Origin of the sequence: Roseovarius sp. S88, assembly GCF_037023735.1 — a bacterium.
In the GTDB taxonomy this organism is placed as follows: Bacteria; Pseudomonadota; Alphaproteobacteria; order Rhodobacterales; family Rhodobacteraceae; genus Roseovarius; species Roseovarius phycicola.
Map to the genome: position 1 here is coordinate 901,514 of NZ_CP146069.1, position 15,422 is coordinate 916,935.

General features: G+C 59.1%; 21 protein-coding genes and 4 tRNA genes. 12 read left to right on the forward strand and 13 right to left on the reverse strand.

Features of this window, described 5'->3' with window-relative positions:
* Nucleotides 1–2 precede the first annotated feature (2 nt).
* The 7 genes from RZ517_RS04600 (at nucleotide 3) to RZ517_RS04630 (ending at nucleotide 6,225) form a co-directional block, all read left to right on the forward strand.
* Complete coding sequence (locus RZ517_RS04600) at nucleotides 3–644, forward strand: precorrin-8X methylmutase (protein WP_338551111.1); 642 nt, start codon at nucleotides 3–5, stop codon at nucleotides 642–644.
* 57 nt (nucleotides 645–701) lie between these two features.
* Nucleotides 702–1,904: a precorrin-6y C5,15-methyltransferase (decarboxylating) subunit CbiE gene (gene cbiE, locus RZ517_RS04605; protein WP_338550288.1), complete on the forward strand. Its 1,203-nt coding sequence runs from the start codon at nucleotides 702–704 to the stop codon at nucleotides 1,902–1,904.
* 54 nt (nucleotides 1,905–1,958) lie between these two features.
* Nucleotides 1,959–2,660 (forward strand): precorrin-2 C(20)-methyltransferase, encoded by a 702-nt coding sequence (cobI, locus tag RZ517_RS04610; RefSeq protein ID WP_338550289.1) that lies wholly within the window; start codon nucleotides 1,959–1,961, stop codon nucleotides 2,658–2,660.
* Nucleotides 2,651–4,459: a precorrin-3B C(17)-methyltransferase gene (cobJ, locus tag RZ517_RS04615; protein WP_338550290.1), complete on the forward strand. Its 1,809-nt coding sequence runs from the start codon at nucleotides 2,651–2,653 to the stop codon at nucleotides 4,457–4,459. The genes cobI and cobJ overlap by 10 nt, the downstream gene beginning before the upstream one ends.
* A complete protein-coding gene (locus RZ517_RS04620; protein WP_317055796.1) occupies nucleotides 4,456–4,986 on the forward strand; it encodes a DUF6882 domain-containing protein in 531 nt (176 codons plus the stop codon). The genes cobJ and RZ517_RS04620 overlap by 4 nt, the downstream gene beginning before the upstream one ends.
* Nucleotides 4,983–5,765 carry a precorrin-4 C(11)-methyltransferase gene (gene cobM, locus RZ517_RS04625; protein ID WP_338550291.1) on the forward strand — a complete coding sequence of 261 codons (783 nt, stop codon included), beginning with the start codon at nucleotides 4,983–4,985 and terminating at the stop codon, nucleotides 5,763–5,765. The genes RZ517_RS04620 and cobM overlap by 4 nt, the downstream gene beginning before the upstream one ends.
* Before the next feature lie 169 nt (nucleotides 5,766–5,934).
* Nucleotides 5,935–6,225 carry a hypothetical protein gene (locus tag RZ517_RS04630; protein WP_338550292.1) on the forward strand — a complete coding sequence of 97 codons (291 nt, stop codon included), beginning with the start codon at nucleotides 5,935–5,937 and terminating at the stop codon, nucleotides 6,223–6,225.
* On the opposite strand, the gene RZ517_RS04635 is transcribed toward RZ517_RS04630, so the two are convergent.
* Nucleotides 6,215–6,862 carry a glutathione S-transferase family protein gene (locus RZ517_RS04635; RefSeq protein WP_338550293.1) on the reverse strand — a complete coding sequence of 216 codons (648 nt, stop codon included), beginning with the start codon at nucleotides 6,860–6,862 and terminating at the stop codon, nucleotides 6,215–6,217. The genes RZ517_RS04630 and RZ517_RS04635 overlap by 11 nt on opposite strands.
* On the reverse strand, nucleotides 6,859–8,031 hold the full coding sequence (locus tag RZ517_RS04640; RefSeq protein WP_338550294.1) for a MalY/PatB family protein: 1,173 nt from the start codon (nucleotides 8,029–8,031) through the stop codon (nucleotides 6,859–6,861). Before RZ517_RS04640 ends, RZ517_RS04635 begins: the two co-directional genes overlap by 4 nt.
* Nucleotides 8,032–8,116: 85 nt before the next feature.
* On the opposite strand from RZ517_RS04640, the gene def (RZ517_RS04645) reads away from it, so the two are divergent.
* From def (RZ517_RS04645) to RZ517_RS04665, 5 genes are all read left to right on the forward strand, one after another.
* Nucleotides 8,117–8,641: a peptide deformylase gene (gene def, locus RZ517_RS04645; RefSeq protein WP_338550295.1), complete on the forward strand. Its 525-nt coding sequence runs from the start codon at nucleotides 8,117–8,119 to the stop codon at nucleotides 8,639–8,641.
* Nucleotides 8,642–8,647: 6 nt separating this feature from the next.
* Complete coding sequence (def, locus tag RZ517_RS04650) at nucleotides 8,648–9,148, forward strand: peptide deformylase (RefSeq protein ID WP_338550296.1); 501 nt, start codon at nucleotides 8,648–8,650, stop codon at nucleotides 9,146–9,148.
* Between the two features lie 11 nt (nucleotides 9,149–9,159).
* On the forward strand, nucleotides 9,160–10,065 hold the full coding sequence (fmt, locus tag RZ517_RS04655; protein WP_338551112.1) for a methionyl-tRNA formyltransferase: 906 nt from the start codon (nucleotides 9,160–9,162) through the stop codon (nucleotides 10,063–10,065).
* Nucleotides 10,066–10,168: 103 nt separating this feature from the next.
* Nucleotides 10,169–10,411, forward strand: coding sequence for a hypothetical protein (locus tag RZ517_RS04660; RefSeq protein ID WP_338550297.1), 243 nt, complete (start codon nucleotides 10,169–10,171; stop codon nucleotides 10,409–10,411).
* A gap of 3 nt (nucleotides 10,412–10,414) precedes the next feature.
* The gene (locus RZ517_RS04665) at nucleotides 10,415–10,654 is read left to right on the forward strand and encodes a GlsB/YeaQ/YmgE family stress response membrane protein (protein WP_338550299.1); all 240 of its coding nucleotides are present in this window, start codon (nucleotides 10,415–10,417) and stop codon (nucleotides 10,652–10,654) included.
* Between the two features lie 53 nt (nucleotides 10,655–10,707).
* Here RZ517_RS04665 and rnhA read toward each other — a convergent pair whose 3' ends face one another.
* The 11 genes from rnhA to RZ517_RS04720 form a co-directional block, all read right to left on the reverse strand.
* The gene (gene rnhA / locus RZ517_RS04670) at nucleotides 10,708–11,166 is read right to left on the reverse strand and encodes a ribonuclease HI (RefSeq protein WP_338550300.1); all 459 of its coding nucleotides are present in this window, start codon (nucleotides 11,164–11,166) and stop codon (nucleotides 10,708–10,710) included.
* Complete coding sequence (locus tag RZ517_RS04675; protein ID WP_338550302.1) at nucleotides 11,159–11,758, reverse strand: class I SAM-dependent DNA methyltransferase; 600 nt, start codon at nucleotides 11,756–11,758, stop codon at nucleotides 11,159–11,161. Before RZ517_RS04675 ends, rnhA begins: the two co-directional genes overlap by 8 nt.
* The gene (locus tag RZ517_RS04680; protein WP_338550303.1) at nucleotides 11,755–12,207 is read right to left on the reverse strand and encodes a DUF3429 domain-containing protein; all 453 of its coding nucleotides are present in this window, start codon (nucleotides 12,205–12,207) and stop codon (nucleotides 11,755–11,757) included. The genes RZ517_RS04675 and RZ517_RS04680 overlap by 4 nt, the downstream gene beginning before the upstream one ends.
* 64 nt (nucleotides 12,208–12,271) lie before the next feature.
* A complete protein-coding gene (locus tag RZ517_RS04685) occupies nucleotides 12,272–12,916 on the reverse strand; it encodes a CDP-alcohol phosphatidyltransferase family protein (RefSeq protein ID WP_338550304.1) in 645 nt (214 codons plus the stop codon).
* On the reverse strand, nucleotides 12,913–13,281 hold the full coding sequence (locus tag RZ517_RS04690; protein WP_317055783.1) for a hypothetical protein: 369 nt from the start codon (nucleotides 13,279–13,281) through the stop codon (nucleotides 12,913–12,915). The genes RZ517_RS04685 and RZ517_RS04690 overlap by 4 nt, the downstream gene beginning before the upstream one ends.
* Nucleotides 13,278–14,228, reverse strand: coding sequence for a phosphatidate cytidylyltransferase (locus RZ517_RS04695; RefSeq protein WP_338550305.1), 951 nt, complete (start codon nucleotides 14,226–14,228; stop codon nucleotides 13,278–13,280). The genes RZ517_RS04690 and RZ517_RS04695 overlap by 4 nt, the downstream gene beginning before the upstream one ends.
* On the reverse strand, nucleotides 14,225–14,899 hold the full coding sequence (locus RZ517_RS04700; RefSeq protein ID WP_338550306.1) for a lysophospholipid acyltransferase family protein: 675 nt from the start codon (nucleotides 14,897–14,899) through the stop codon (nucleotides 14,225–14,227). Before RZ517_RS04700 ends, RZ517_RS04695 begins: the two co-directional genes overlap by 4 nt.
* Before the next feature lie 216 nt (nucleotides 14,900–15,115).
* Nucleotides 15,116–15,189: transfer RNA gene (locus RZ517_RS04705), tRNA-Gln, on the reverse strand.
* A gap of 1 nt (nucleotide 15,190) precedes the next feature.
* Nucleotides 15,191–15,266, reverse strand: a tRNA-Asn gene (locus tag RZ517_RS04710).
* Between the two features lie 3 nt (nucleotides 15,267–15,269).
* A tRNA-Phe gene (locus tag RZ517_RS04715) sits at nucleotides 15,270–15,344 on the reverse strand.
* 1 nt (nucleotide 15,345) lies between these two features.
* A tRNA-Pro gene (locus tag RZ517_RS04720) sits at nucleotides 15,346–15,419 on the reverse strand.
* Between the last annotated feature and the right edge of the window lie 3 nt (nucleotides 15,420–15,422).

Below are 15,422 nucleotides of genomic sequence, written 5' to 3' on the forward strand. Positions count from 1 at the left end.
CCTTGCGCCCCTACGAGAAAAACCCATCGGCAATCTATGCCGAAAGCTTTGCCACAGTACGGCGCGAAGCCCGGCTGGAGCGGTTTGGTCCGGGGCTTGAGGCACTGGCCATAAGGCTCATCCACGCCTGCGGCATGGTTGAGGTCGCTGACCGGCTGGCGTTCTCAGAAACCGCCTATGACGCGGGCCACGCGGCTTTGCAGGCGGGTAAGCCCGTGCTCTGCGATTGTGAAATGGTCGGCGCTGGTATCATCCGCCGCTACTTGCCTGCCGACAACGAGGTCATTGTCACCCTCAACGACCCACGCGTGCCAGGCATCGCCGCCGGTATTGGCAACACCCGCTCAGCGGCTGCAGTTGAGCTCTGGGCCGAGCACCTCGATGGTGCTGTCGTGGCCATCGGCAATGCGCCCACAGCGCTTTTCCATTTGTTGGAACTCCTCGAACAGGGTGCACCAAAACCGGCGGTCATCCTTGGATTCCCAGTGGGTTTTGTGGGCGCGGCGGAGAGCAAGGCGGAACTCGCTGCCAACCCCCGCGACTGTGAGTTTGTCGCGCTGCGCGGTCGGCGCGGCGGCTCTGCCATGGCCTCGGCTGCTGTGAACGCGCTGGCTGCAGGTCTTCCGGAAGGAGACACACGATGAGCAAGTCTTTTCAGAAAAGACTTGGCGAAACTTTTCAAAAAAGTTTCTCCAAACGCCATGTCTGATCCCTGGCTGCATATTGTCGGCATCGGCGAAGACGGGCTTGAAGGCCTGCTGCCTGCCACCCGCGCCGTGGTCGAAGCCGCAGAGGTGATCGTTGGTGGGGATCGACACCATTTGTTGTCAGAGGCCGTGACAGCAGAACGCGTGGCCTGGCCGAGCCCGTTTGACGCGCTCATCGACATGCTTCGTGGGTTTCAGGGTCGTCGCGTGGTGGTTTTGGCGACGGGAGACCCCCTTTGGTTCTCGGTGGGCGCGCGTATCGGGCGCGAAATTGATCCCGCCGAAATCACCTATCATCCGCAACTCTCAGCCTTCCAACTGGCCGCTGCGCGCATGGGCTGGAGCTTGCCGGATGTGGAAACACTCACCGTGCATGGTCGTCCCGTTGAGCAGATGATCGCTTTTATCCAGCCTGACGCACGGCTCTTGATCCTGACCACCGGAGAAGAAACACCGGCACAGATCGCGCGCTTTCTGACCGAACGCGGTTTTGGAGCATCCAACATGACCGTGTTGGCGGCGATGGGCGGTTCAGATGAGGCGCGTTTTGACGGCACCGCAGAAAGCTGGTCGCATAGAGTACCGGCCTTTAACACATTGGCCGTGGATTGCATCGCCGCTCCCGACGCCGCGCTCTTGCCGCGTGTGCCGGGTTTGGAGGACACGCTTTTCCAAAGTGATGGCACCATGACCAAACAGGAGGTTCGCGCGGCCACTTTGGCCAAACTGATGCCGATGCGGGGCGCGCTTTTGTGGGATATTGGCACGGGCTGCGGGTCTGTGGCCGTGGAATGGATGCGTGGGGCGAGATATGCGCACGCAATTGGGATTGAGCCGCGTGCGGACCGCCGGGCCATGGCGGCGGCTAATGCGCTGGCATTGGGCGTGCCCAAGCTTCAGTTGGTCGACGGCACTGTTCCATCAGCACTTGAGGGGCTGGAGGCCCCCGATGCTGTCTTTATCGGCGGTGGGCTGAGCGTCGATGTGTTTGAAGCGGCCTGGGCCGCCCTGCGTCCATTGGGCCGGCTTGTGGCCAATGCCGTGACATTAGAGAGCGAAACCGTTCTGCTTGAGTTGCACAAGGCGTATGGCGGTCAGCTTGTGAAACTGGCCATACACCGCGCCGAACCTGTGGGTGGGCTCACTGGCTGGCGCCCTCTGATGCCGGTTACACAATGGAGCCTGGTGAAACGATGACGGGCCTGTGCCGGATTATGAGTATTTTGGGAACAGTGAAAACCTGGAGCGAATATGGCGGGTAAGCTTTATGGCGTCGGGCTTGGTCCGGGTGATCCGGACCTGATGACGCGCAAAGCGCATAGGTTGATCGCGAGTGCGAAGGTTGTGGCCTATCCCACGCTTGCTGGGGCTGACAGTTTCGCGCGCTCTATTGCGGCGGATGCCATACCCGCCACTGCGCGCGAGATTGTCATGGACGTGCCGATGACCACGGATCGCGCCCCGGCGCAGGCAGCGTATGATCAAGGGGCGGTTGAGATTGCAATGGCGCTGGACGATGGTCAGGATGTGGTTTGTCTCTGTGAAGGCGATCCGTTCTTCTACGGCTCCTTTATGTATCTCTTTGCCCGTTTGTCACAGCGCTACGAGGTCGAGGTTGTGCCCGGCGTGACCTCGATCACCACTTGTGCGGCACGCGCTGGGCTACCATTGGCGGCGCGCAACGAGCGACTGACGGTCTTGCCGGGGCCTTTGCCCGAGAAGGAGTTGCGCACGCGTATTGAAGGGGCGGAAAGTGTGGCCATTATGAAAGTAGGGCGGCATCTGTCCAAGATCCGGGGTGTGATCGACGCGCTGGGCTTCACGGATCAGGCCGTCTATGTCGAACGCGCCAGCCTGCCGGATGAAGTTGTGTGTCCGCTGGTCAACGCGCCAGAGAAGGCGCCTTATTTCTCGATGATCTTATTGACCAAAGGAGCCGATCCATGGCTGTGACCCCTGTTGTATTGGCCCTCAGCCGATCCGGTGAAGCGGTGGCGCATCGGGTGGCCGCCAGTCTGGGCGCGCAGGTGCATGGGCGTGAGGGCAGGGTGGCGCAGGCAGACGCGTTCTTCCCAAATGCATTGGATCATGCCCGCGATCTTTTTGCAGCCGGTGTGCCGGTTGTCGGCGTATGTGCGAGCGGCATTCTGATCCGCGCGGTTGCACCGGTGTTGAGCGACAAGACCAAAGAGCCACCCGTTGTGTCAGTTAGCGACGATGGTGCGGTCGTCGTGCCCCTCCTCGGAGGGCATCGGGGCGCGAACCGCCTGGCCTCTCTCATCGCTGAAGAACTGGGCGCCACAGCCGCGGTCACCACTGCAGGTGACGTGGCCATGGGCGTGGCGTTGGATGAGCCGCCAGAGGGATATCGCTTGGCCAATCCGGGGGATGCAAAAGCTGCGATGGCGGCTTTGCTGAATGGCGCAGGCGTCCGTGTCACAGGTAACAACATCTTTGGCGTGGAAGAGACAGGCGGCGCTGTTGAGCTTGTGGTAAGTGATGCCCCGCAAACCCCTTCTGAGCATCGGTTGGTCTATCACCCGCAATCCTATGTGGTCGGTGTGGGCTGCGCGCGCAATGCGGACCCTGAAGCGCTTTGGGATTTGGTGACGGAGACGTTGCAAACAGCTGGCATCGCGCAAGGTGCCGTTGCGGCTGTTGCCACTGTGGACATCAAAGCCGATGAGCCTGCCATGAATACCTTGGCGCAGCGCTTGGGTGTGCCAATGCGTGTCTTCACCCCGGCAGAGCTTGAGGCGCAGGCTGATAAGCTCGCCAACCCTTCAGACGTGGTCTTCGCTGAGGTCGGCTGCCACGGCGTGGCAGAAGGGGCCGCATTGGCCATGGGCGGAGAGCTCGTGGTTGAAAAACGCAAGACCACAACCTGCACATGCAGTATTTCGCGTGCGAACCATGTCCCGATGGAAATGAAAGGCCGGGCGCGCGGGCAACTGAGCGTGGTGGGCATCGGCCCCGGCCAATCCAGCTGGCGCACGCCGGAAGTCTCCAAGCTGGTGACGGAGGCAGAAGAACTGGTGGGCTACGGGCTTTACATTGATCTGCTGGGCCCACTGGCCGCGGGCAAGAAACGCTCTGACTTTCCGTTGGGCGGTGAAGAGGCGCGTTGCCGTTATGCGTTGGAGCGGGCGGCGGAAGGGCGGAACGTGGCGCTGGTTTGCTCAGGCGATGCCGGAATTTATGCGATGGGTGCGCTAGTGTTTGAGCTACTGGACCGCGGCCCGAAACATGAAGGCGTAAGCGATGCTGCGCGCCGGGTTGAGGTGGTCTGTTCGCCCGGTGTAAGTGCCCTGCAAGGGGCCGCAGCGCGGGCAGGGGCCCCTTTGGGGCATGATTTCTGCACAATATCCCTGAGTGATCTACTCACCCCACGCGACGATATCCTGCGCCGTCTCAAGGCCGCAGCCGAGGGTGATTTCGTCATCGCCTTCTACAACCCGGTCAGCAAGACGCGCCGCACTCTTCTAGCTGAGGCACGCGATATCCTGCTCCAACATCGTCCGGCGGACACGCCCGTGATGCTGGCCAGCAATTTGGGGCGTCCTGAAGAGTATGTGCGCTATCGCAAACTCAAAGATCTGCAGGTGGACGAGATCGATATGCTCACTGTCTTACTGGTGGGCTCCTCCAACTCACGGTTGGCGCAACTGGGGGAGGGGCCTCGTATGTTCACGCCACGTGGCTACGCGCGCAAGATTGATGGCGACTTATCTGACAAAAAGGGCATCGCATGAACGAGATATTGTTGGAGTTTGCTGGGCGCATGGCGGATGGCGGGGCCACGCAACTGCCAGAAAGCTACAAGGCGCTTGCGGTCAATGCGGAGTTCCACCTGAAGACGCGTATGGCCGGGTCAGAACTGGCGCAGCGGTTGGGCGATGTCAGCGACTACCGCCTCAACCTCAAAAAGGGTCGCATCAGCTTTGTCTTTGACGGCGCGCCAGAGGTTGCCGCTGATGCGCAAGTGGTTGGCACCTATTCCGATGACGGGTCTTGGATGTGGGGCTGGGGGCACCCCGATGTGCCGCAGCCGATGCAACAGGCCGCCTGGGCCGTGCAGCAATTTGGTGAACGCCAGGAGATCGAAGACCTGCTGAGCCGCGGTGGTCCCATTGATGCCACGCGTCTGGCGGAGTTTCAGGCCATATGCGCCTATATCTCGGACGCCGACGGTGTCTTTATGGGCGCACATGGCGCCGGTGGACAGGTCTGTGTCTGTTACTACCAGAACAATCAGTTGAAGGGGCTTTTGGGACAATGACCGTCTATTTCATTGGCGCAGGTCCGGGGGACCCCGAACTTCTGACCAAAAAGGCTGAGCGCATCATCGGGGAATGCCCCGTTTGCCTTTATGCCGGTTCGCTGGTTCCGGCCGAAGTGGTCGCCTGCGCCCCGCAAGGCGCGCGGGTGATGGACACGGCCCCCATGACGCTCGATGAAACCCATGCCGAGATCGTGGCCGCCCATGCCAATGGCCAAGACGTGGCGCGGGTGCATTCCGGCGATCCCTCGCTTTACGGAGCCATTGCCGAGCAAATCCGCCGCCTGCGGACTGAAGGCATAGACTATCAGATCGTTCCCGGCGTGCCCGCCTATGCAGCTGCCGCCGCTGCACTGGGTCAGGAACTGACCGTACCGGAGATCGGACAATCTATCGTGCTCACGCGCGTGTCGATGAAGTCAACGTCGATGCCCGAGGGTGAAACACTGGAAAATTTCGCTCGGACCGGAACAACATTGGCCATTCATCTGGGCGTGCGCGCATTTCGCGAAATTGAACGTGTCCTGACTCCACATTATGGCGCGGATTGCCCTGTGGTGGTGGCCTATCGCGTTGGCTGGCCCGATCAAATGTTCATTCGCGGCACTCTGAGTGACATCCGCGAAAAGGTGCGCGCCGAAAAGATCACGCGCACGGCGCTGATCCTGGTGGGCCCCGTGCTTGGCGAAATCGCAGAGTTCACCGAAAGCGCACTTTACGATCCTGCCATTCCCCATGTTTTGCGGCCGCGCGTCGCAACAGTAGACGTGGACCAGTAACATTGTTGCGCCGCGGCGGCGTTTTACTGCGCTGCGGCGGAATTTTTACGTGACTGTCATGGTTTAGGTCTACATCCTGCATCAGTTGGTTGTGTGATTCTGGGGATGCCATGACGACTTTTTTTCTGCCGAGGTGCAGGCCGGGCTGGAAGAAGCCCGCAAACGCGGCTTGCACAAAAGCCGCCGACTGCGCGTTGAAGCGGGCAATCAAAGCTATTCAGTTGTCCGCGCCTGGGACGGGGGGTTCGCGCTTCATGCCGAAACTGCCCCGCATCTGCGGGGGCTTGTGGATCTCTATGATGGCGCAAGCCACCTGTCACGCTGTCTCATTGTCGCGTCAGAGGAAGAAGGCCTGGAAATGCGCTTTGAGCTGAAAGTCGTGAACGAAGCAGGCAGCGAACAGCCCGTGGATTTCGAGCGTGCAGATAACGCGCCGGTGGCGCTGATTTCTAAGGCGTGAATTTCGGCCAGCCCAAGTCGGGTAATGTGTCTCTAAAGCACGCACGCTCTCTGGTGACGTAAAGCCATGTCAGAAGTTGTGGATAATATCCCATCATCTCTGCACCCTCCGTCGCCCGTGTGAAGTAATCAAGCATCGGAGCAAGATGAGCGCAGGCCAGCGTGAAGCGCCGCGGGTCAAGAACAAGCCCTTCCGAGGCAATGTCGTCCAATGCCTGCAGAACCGGTTTTGCTGCCTCCAGCCCTGCCTCAAGTTCCTTCGCATCCGCCACTTCGCCTTCCAAAGGCCGAAAAACACCATGCGAAAATACTTGCCGGACCAAAGGCCAATAGCCGTAACTGTCTACAATCGAAATAACCTGCATCATCCGCGCCTGCGCCAAGGGGGCAGGGGGCATTAACACAGGTTCTGGAAAGGCAGCATCAAGATAACGCGTGATTGCGGCGGTTTCGTAGAGCACGGCATCGCCATGACGGAGCGAAGGTACGCGACCAAAAGGATGCAGCGCAGGGTCCGGGGTTTCTGCAAACGGATCGACCTCACGATAGGCGTATTCAAGACCCTTTTCGTGCAACACCATGCGCACAATACGCGTGTAGACGCTGAACCGATAGCCGTGCAGCTCAAGGCGTGTCACTGCAAATCCGCAAATGCTGCCTGCAAACGCTCAACCGCCTCTTCCACCCGAGCACGCGGTGTCGCGATGTTGAACCGGAGATAGCTTTCGCCGCCGGTGCCGAAATCGCTCCCGATGCTGGGGGCAATCCGCGCGGTGCCTTTGACGCGCTCAAGCACTTCTGTCATCTCCATGCCTGTATTCGTGAAATCAACCCACGCCAGATATGTGGATTGCATCGGCATAGCTGACAGGCCGGGAATTGCATTGACAGACCGAAGAAACACTTTGTGATTTTTGTCTAGATACTTTGTCAGCGCATCGACCCATTTGGCACCTGCCGCGCTATAGGCGGCTTCGGTCAGAACCGTGCCGAGCAGATGCGGACTCATATCAAGCGCTCGAATGAGGCCAGCCAGAGGCGCGCGCAATTTATCGTCGGGAATGGTAACGGTGCCCAGCCGCGACCCAGCGGTGTTAAAGGTCTTAGACGCAGAGGTCAGCATGATCAGGCGGGGTAAAATGTCCGGCGCGGCGACTGGCAAAGGCATGTGTTCTTGCCCCGGAAAAACCAGGTCATGATGAATTTCGTCCGAGATAAGGATCAGGTTGTGCCGCAGACAGAAATCAGCGAGCGCCTTTAATTCATCGCGAGTCCAGATACGGCCAGCGGGGTTGTGAGGCGAACAGAAAAGCACGATTTTTTCGCGGCCAGAAAGTTGCGCCTCCAGAGTGTCCAGATCCATTTGATAAACGCCGTCGCGGATGACCAAGGGACTTTCCTTCAATGCGCGCCCGGACTTTTTCACCTTAGCGGTAAACTCGTGATAAACCGGGGTGAAGATGATAACCTCATCGTCAGGATCACTATAGGCTTGCAGACAAAGCCCGATCGCATTGCCCAACCCATAAGTTGACATCATGGTGCTTGGGTCTGCATCCCATCCATGCCGGCTTTTCATCCACCAGGCCACCGCCTCCTTCATCTTGGCGTCCCCTGTGAAATACCCGTAATTTGCCTTGTCCAGCAAACCGCGAACTGCGTCCTGAAGGAACTCTCCTGCGCGAAAGTCCATGTCCGCAACCCACATCGGAATCCCATCCGTGGACGACACACCATAGAGCGCTTCCATCTTGTCCCACTTGCTGCAGTCTGTGCCGCGGCGGTCGATTAACTCGTCAAAATTCATAGGGGTCTCCGGAGAGGCTTGTTTGTGGCGATTGGCGCAAGCTATGGCGTTGCAGGCGCGCGTGCAATCGCCTAAATGAACGTCCATGTTACGTCCCATTGTCATCCACCCCGATCCTCGGCTTAAAAAGCACTGCGATCCGGTCGCCGATCTCAGCGATGAGCTGCGCGACCTGGCGGATGATATGCTTGAGACAATGTATGATGCGCCCGGCATTGGGCTTGCCGCGCCGCAGGTAGGCATTCTCAACCGGCTGATCGTGCTCGACTGCGCCAAAGATGAAGAGGCCGATGTGGACCCGCGTCCTCTGGTCATGTTCAACCCTGAAATCGTGGCGTCTTCGGACGAGAAAAACGTCTATGAAGAAGGGTGCTTGTCTATTCCCGACCACTTCGCCGAAGTGACAAGGCCAAAGGTGGTGGACGTATCCTGGATTGATCGGGACGGCAAAGCGCAATCCGAAACATTCGATGGGCTTTGGGCGACCTGTGTCCAGCATGAGATTGACCATCTCAACGGCAAGCTCTTCATCGATTATCTGGGTCCGATCAAACGCCAGATGATCACGCGCAAGATGCAGAAGTTAAAGCGCGAAAAGGCGCGGGAGTAGCGCGGCGTGCCAACACGGCCCTATGTCATCTGGCCTAACAAGCGGCTTCGCACGGCGGCCGACCCTGTGGATGCGATCACCAATGAGATCCGCACCATCTGGAACGATATGATCGAGACAATGGATGCCATGCCGGGCGTTGGCTTGGCCGCTCCGCAGATCGGTGTGATGCTTCGGCTGGCCGTGGTGGACGCCTCGGACGAACGTGGTCAAGCGGTGCGTCTGGCCAATCCCGAAATCTTGCACGCCAGCACAGAGATGCGCGACCACGAGGAAGCCAGCCCCAACCTGCCCGGTGTCTACGCCAAAATCACCCGCCCCCGCGCCGTGACCGTGCGGTTCCTGAACGAGACGAACGAAATAGAAGAGCGCGACTTTGTCGGCCTCTGGGCCACCAGCGTGCAGCATCAGATCGACCATCTTGAGGGCCGGATGTATTTTGACCGGCTGAGCAAGATGAAACGCGATATGGTGCTGAAAAGGGCACGGAAGCGAGCCGGCAAATGACCACCACACCACTGCGCATCGTGTTCATGGGAACCCCGGACTTTTCCGTGCCGGTGCTTGATGCGCTGTTGGATGCTGGCCATGAGATTGCTGCCGTCTATTGCCAACCGCCGCGCCCGGCCGGTCGTGGCAAAAAAGACCGCCCCAGCCCGGTTCAGGCGCGCGCCGAGGCGTTGGGGTTGGACGTGCGCCATCCCGTCAATCTGAAGGATGAAGCCGCGCAGGCGGAATTCGCTGCTCTGAATGCCGATGTTGCCGTGGTGGTGGCCTACGGGCTGATCCTGCCTCAGGCCATTCTCGATGCCCCAACCCGCGGATGCCTCAACATTCATGCCAGCCTCTTGCCGCGCTGGCGTGGGGCGGCTCCTATTCATCGCGCGATCATGGCGGGAGATACTGAGACGGGTGTCTGTATCATGCAAATGGAGGCCGGGCTGGACACAGGGCCGGTTTTTTTGCGCAAAACCACCGCGATTGGAGCCGAAGAAACCACCGGTGAATTGCATAACAGACTGGCTGACATAGGCGCCGCGGCGATTGTCGAGGCACTCGAAAACCTGGATAAGCTAAACCCTGAACCTCAAGCAGAAAGCGGCGCGACCTATGCCGACAAGATTGACAAAGCCGAGGCGCGCACCGATTGGGCCTGGCGTGCGGCGGAGGTGGATCGGCATATTCGAGGTCTGTCGCCTTTCCCTGGGGCCTGGTGCGATATCAATGGACAGCGTCTAAAATTCCTTGCATCGCGCGTGGCCAGTGGGTGTGGCGCGCCGGGCGAAATCCTGGACGATGCATTGACCGTCGCCTGCGGGCAAGGTGCCGTCGAAATCCTGCGCCTGCAACGCGCGGGCAAAGGCCCGCAAGATCGCGACACCTTTTTGCGCGGCTTCCCCTTGCCCAAAGGCACACGGCTCTGAGCCGCCCAATCCTGCTTCTTTCTTGTCCCAAATACCCAGCGACGCTTGCCTTACTGCGTCAAAGCCGCCAGCATGGTGTCAAACCTAAAAATAGGAAGAGCAGATGTTTTTGCAGCTTTTTGGCACGGTCGTGATCGCCGGGATCGTGGGATATATAAGCGAAAAATCTGGGTTCACCCGAAACGGATACTTACCATCCATCATCATCTGTGTCGGTGGGGCGTTCCTGTTTTACTTTGTGCGGATCATGTTCGGCTTCCGCTTTGGTACGCCGGGGTTTGATGCCATCCTGTCCTCGATAGGTGCGCTTATCATCGTGCCGACACATTGGCGCAAAGGGAGATAGACCATGGGATTGATCTACCTTGTGATCGTCGGGGCCGTGGCGGGGTATTTTGCCACCCGGATGATGCGGATTGAGGCCAACCCGGCTGTGACCATCGGCATTGGCATAGCTGGCGCTTTGGTGGGTGGCTTTATCCTGCAAGGCGCGTTGGCCGTTCTGGGCCTCTTGGGCGGGATTATCGGCGCGGTCATTGGGGCCTTTGTAGTGATCTGGATCTATCAGGCACTGCAACAACGCAAATGAGCGCGCGTGTCAGCGTCGGGTCTTGAGTATTTTTCGAACAGTGAAAGCCGGGATTATTTTTTCGGCTTGAACGGCGCCATCCCTGCGCGCGCCAGTTCATCAGCGCGTTCGTTTTCTGGGTGTCCTGCATGGCCTTTGACCCATTCCCAAGTCACATCATGGCGCGCGGCGGCCTCATCGAGGCGCTGCCAAAGCTCGACATTCTTCACCGGTTTTTTGTTCGATGTTTTCCATCCATTGCGCTTCCAGCCATGAATCCAGCCAGTGACGCCGTTCTTCACATAGGCGCTGTCGGTCACGATGGTGATGGAGGATGGCTTTGACAGGGTTTCCAGGGCATGGATGGCCGCAAGCAGTTCCATGCGATTGTTTGTGGTCTCCGCCTCGCCGCCCTGAAGCTCTCGCTCTTTTACAACCGCCTCGCCATCCTTGGCTTGCATCAGCACGCCCCAGCCCCCGGGGCCGGGATTGCCCGAACAGGCCCCGTCCGTATAGGCAAACAGATCAGGCATCCGCGCGCGCCAGCATGGTGACCCAAGGAGCGACGGTGCCATCAAGGCCAGGGTCCGCGCCGGTGTGGCTGTCAAGGGACGTCAAACCGGCGTCTCGCAAAAGCCCGCGCAACTCGTCTTCGGTGACATAGGTATAGAGACGTCCGATGCTGTCGCGTTTCTCACCCGCGCCTGTTTTCATGCCGATATGGAAAAGTCCACGGGGTTTGAGCGCCTTTGACAGCGCCGAAAGGTGTTTGGGCAAATCAGCGCGAGGTGCGTGCAAAAGGCAGAAATTGGCCCAGATACCATCGTAAATATCAGTGCCAGAGATGTCATCGAAGGTGGCCAGTTCGGCTGTCACGCCGGGATGAGCCGCTGCCATTTCAACCATTTCCGGGGTCGCGTCAGTGGCCGTGACGCTGTGGCCTGCCTTGGCCATGTAAGCTGCCGCAAATCCAGGGCCACACCCTAGGTCAAGAAGGGCGCTGTTGGGCGAAAGGCTTTCCAGAAACGCCATGAGTGCCGGATCATTTTCAGGCGGCGTGAAGACCTTTGCATAGCGATCCGCCTCAGCGCTGTAGACGCGGATGGTTTCATCATCCTGGCTCATTGCGTCACTCCAATTGTCAGGCACAGGATGACCACTGCTGTGATCAAAAGGCGCAGGCGCATCCACCATGATGGCGCAACCCCGGCTTTCCAGAAATGCCAGTCCAGCAGCAAGATAGCTGCAAATCCGAGAATCAAAAGCTGCCCGGCCTGAAATGCGCCGCCTCCATGGGTGAAAAACACCCACAAGGCCGGCAGAACTGAGAGGGCATACCCTTTGGGTGCGTCAGCCTCGGAAAGTTTTGTGGCAAACCCCCACAGCACCCCGGACATAAAGCTCAGGATCACTGCGCCGTAAAAGAGGCCCACATAAGGCCCTGCAAAGCGCGCGCCAAGCGTGGCGACTGTCCAATCGGACAGGCTCGGGAGTAAAACCGTGGCAGCACTCCACAGAAACGGCAAAGTGCCAGCAAGGCCCAGATAGAGCGGCGCTTTGGGGATCTGCGTCAAGGGGCGATAAGTCCTCTGAAACCATACGGGTTGGCCTTGGGTGTAGAAGGCCGCTCGCAGACGTTCAAGGCCCGGATCGGTCTTTCAAGGCGGCAATCATGCGGGCAGAGCGGCGCAAGGCAGTGAAACCTGTGCCCAAGGCCGTGATCCAGAGGACTACAAGCAAGGTGTAACGCGTGCCATTCAGCCAAAGCTCCAGCGCGGCCAGTACGGCTCCAACGGTGATGGCGGCCATCCGTTGGGGTTTGGCAAAAGGCCCCGAGAAGTCAGAGCCAAGTCCTTCGGCTCGGCCTAGCTCGCGGATGTAGGCTGTCGCAATGGCCATAGCTGACGCTGTCAATCCAAGAGCGAGGTTGCCGATGGCCACCCCTGCGCCTGTCAGGATCAACAGGTCGGCGGCCCGGTCCGGGGCCTCGTTCCAGAAAGGGCCGTCAAGTTCTGACTTGCCTCCCTCAACTGCGACCATACCATCAAAAAGGTTGCAAAGCAGGCGGAACTGACAAGCCAGCGCGGCCAGCAGAAAGAGCGCGCCTGTCAAAACGGTGCCGGTGTACGCGGAGGCCCAGAATGCGAGAAAGGCAATCGCCGCAAAGAGGATCGAGCCCTGACTGATCCGATTGGGTGTGAGCGACGTGCCACTAAGCCAGCGGGCGATGCGCTGGGCCCAGCCTGTGTCACGGCTGGCCAGTGGTCGGCGGCTCTCGGTCATGGCGTTTGCCTCAGACGGATGGTGTAGAGGGCCGCGTATATCGTGGCAACAGTGGAGGGCAAGGCAAGGGTGGTCCAAACCTCGGGCGTGCCGACGAGGGTATGAATGGTGTAGAGCAAAGAAACGGAGACCGCGCAGGCGACCAGCGGAGGCAGGATCAATCCTGCAAGGCCGGGCAACCGCGTTGAAAGAGCTTCGACCACCTGTTTCAAACCCAGTGTGATGATTGCGGTCAATGTACCTTGTGTCAGCCCCGCCTTGACCTGCGTGGCGAATGGATAACTCGCATGCGCCAGCGCAGCCCATCCGCCCATAAGGGCAAAGCCCCCGGCCATATGCGCGAAGTTGGACCGCAGAAGGCTCATGTCATCGACCAGAAGTAGCGCGTGAGGTGAAAGAAGATGGGGGCCGAGAACACCACCGAGTCGAGCCGGTCGATAAAGCCACCATGCCCTGCAATCATATGCCCCCAATCCTTGACCCCCCGATCACGTTTGATGGCCGACATGACCAACCCACCAAAAAAGCCCGCGAGCGTTATGATCAGCGACATAAGCGCGGCCTGCAGTGGTGTGAAGGGGGTGATCCACCACAGCGCTGTGCCAATCAGGGTGGCGGAGGCAACGCCGCCAATGAGGCCTTCCCAGGTTTTTGAGGGTGAGAGTTTGGGGGCCACAGGATGACGCCCCAAAAGCTTGCCCCAAGTATATTGCAGCACGTCCGAGAGCTGCACCACCACAATAAGAAAGACAATGAGCAGCACGTTGCGGCCTTCGAACCCGGGGATGTCAAGAAAGAGCAGCGCCGGAACGTGGCTGGCGCAGAACACACAGATCATCAGAGACCACTGCATTTGCGAAATGCGCATCAGGAAATCTTCGGTGTCGCTTTGCAGCACCGCGATGATGGGCAGGATCAGGAAGGCATAGACCGGGATCAAAGCCGACCACATGCCGTACCACTCCCACCAGATCAGGGCATATTGCGCAGGCAGGATCACAAAGAAAGCCGCAGCAATGGCCCAGTGATCCGCGCGCCGCCGGTCCGTGAGCGTTACAAATTCCCTCAGTGCAGCAAAGGAGACGAAAGCGAAAAGCAGGATCACCCCGCCACGCCCGGCGAGGAAAGCCACAGCCAGAAAGGCGGTCATGCCCCACCAGGCCAGGATACGCGCATTGAGGTTTTCAATGGTCGCGTTGTTACCATCGGGGGCGATGCGTTGCTTAAGCACGTAGCCAACACCGCTAGCCACGATCAAAAGCCCAATGATGCCAGCCAGCAGAGTGAGGAAATCTGCGTGCATCCCGTTCATGCCGCAACCTCCGCATCGTCTGGCTGTTTGTCTTTGGGGGCAAGGTTCAGCAAGGCAACCTCAGCGCGTTTGAGGAAATCTTCACGGGACTCCCCAGCCTCCGCTCTGATCGGTGCACCAAAGGTCACAGTGCAGAGAAGCGGAATAGGCACCAGCTTACCCTTGGGCATCACGTCATTCAGATTGTCGATCCAGACCGGCACCAGATCCACCTCTGGCCTGGCTTTGGAGATGTTGAAAATACCGCTTTTGAACGGCAAGAGAGGCGCATCGGTCATGTTCCGCGTGCCTTCGGGGAAGATGATCAGCGACGCACCCGTGTCAATCCCGTCAAGGATCAACTGCATCGGATCGTCGGTACGGGTTTCCGAATTGCGGTCGATCAGAACAGCGTTGAACACATCCCGGCCAATAAACGTGCGCAAGGGAGACGTGAGCCAGTAATCCGCCCCCGCCACAGGCCGCGTCTGCGCCCGCAGATTTGGCGGCAGGACCGTCCAGATCAGGATGAAATCCCCATTGGAGGTATGATTGGCGAAATATACACGCTGCATCGGGACAGGCTCCACCCCGTCCCAAATGGCACGCACAGCGGTGATAAACCGCGCGAAGGTCGTAATGGCATTGCCCGTCAGCCAGGCGAAAAACAGTTTAAACAAAAGCTGTCCCATAGTCTTGTCGTTGAGGGCAGCCTACACGAGGGCGCACATTTGGGAAGGCGGGTTTTCCTGACCTTGCGATGGGAATGAGCCTGAGCTGTGCGTTACTGAATTAGTGGCTTTTTTGGGGATAGTGCGGACCTTGAGCACCGAAATGGCCGAATGTTGAAGGGCTTGGGTTCAAGTTGATGTGCAGTGCGGGGCACGGTTTTTGTGAACCCATGCCGTTGGTTGCCCCTCAAGGATTCGAACCTCGGTTTCCTGACTCAAAATCAGGCGTCCTGCCGCTAGACGAAGGGGCAATGGCAGCCTAGGCAGGGCTCGAACCTGCGACACACGGGGTAACAACCCGCTGCTCTGCCAACTGAGCTACTAGGCTATGTGGTGCCTCGGGATGGGTTCGAACCACCGTCGCGCGGACCTTCAACCCGCCGCTCTACCACTGAGCTACCAAGGCGTCCGTGTGGCAGGATTCGAACCTGCGACCCCCGCAGTCCAAGTGCGGTACTCTGCCATACTGAGCTACACACAGAAT

Excerpts from the sequence above, each read along its gene's own strand:
- def (WP_338550295.1), top strand. The coding sequence starts at position 8,117 with ATGTTACGTCCCATTGTCATCCACCCCGATCCTCGGCTTAAAAAGCAC.
- RZ517_RS04640 (WP_338550294.1), bottom strand. The coding sequence starts at position 8,031 with ATGAATTTTGACGAGTTAATCGACCGCCGCGGCACAGACTGCAGCAAG.
- cobI (WP_338550289.1), top strand. The coding sequence starts at position 1,959 with ATGGCGGGTAAGCTTTATGGCGTCGGGCTTGGTCCGGGTGATCCGGAC.
- RZ517_RS04685 (WP_338550304.1), bottom strand. The coding sequence starts at position 12,916 with ATGACCGAGAGCCGCCGACCACTGGCCAGCCGTGACACAGGCTGGGCC.
- RZ517_RS04620 (WP_317055796.1), top strand. The coding sequence starts at position 4,456 with ATGAACGAGATATTGTTGGAGTTTGCTGGGCGCATGGCGGATGGCGGG.
- RZ517_RS04665 (WP_338550299.1), top strand. The coding sequence starts at position 10,415 with ATGGGATTGATCTACCTTGTGATCGTCGGGGCCGTGGCGGGGTATTTT.
- cbiE (WP_338550288.1), top strand. The coding sequence starts at position 702 with ATGTCTGATCCCTGGCTGCATATTGTCGGCATCGGCGAAGACGGGCTT.
- cobM (WP_338550291.1), top strand. The coding sequence starts at position 4,983 with ATGACCGTCTATTTCATTGGCGCAGGTCCGGGGGACCCCGAACTTCTG.
- RZ517_RS04700 (WP_338550306.1), bottom strand. The coding sequence starts at position 14,899 with ATGGGACAGCTTTTGTTTAAACTGTTTTTCGCCTGGCTGACGGGCAAT.
- RZ517_RS04660 (WP_338550297.1), top strand. The coding sequence starts at position 10,169 with ATGTTTTTGCAGCTTTTTGGCACGGTCGTGATCGCCGGGATCGTGGGA.
- rnhA (WP_338550300.1), bottom strand. The coding sequence starts at position 11,166 with ATGCCTGATCTGTTTGCCTATACGGACGGGGCCTGTTCGGGCAATCCC.
- RZ517_RS04695 (WP_338550305.1), bottom strand. The coding sequence starts at position 14,228 with ATGAACGGGATGCACGCAGATTTCCTCACTCTGCTGGCTGGCATCATT.
- RZ517_RS04690 (WP_317055783.1), bottom strand. The coding sequence starts at position 13,281 with ATGAGCCTTCTGCGGTCCAACTTCGCGCATATGGCCGGGGGCTTTGCC.
- RZ517_RS04675 (WP_338550302.1), bottom strand. The coding sequence starts at position 11,758 with ATGAGCCAGGATGATGAAACCATCCGCGTCTACAGCGCTGAGGCGGAT.
- cobJ (WP_338550290.1), top strand. The coding sequence starts at position 2,651 with ATGGCTGTGACCCCTGTTGTATTGGCCCTCAGCCGATCCGGTGAAGCG.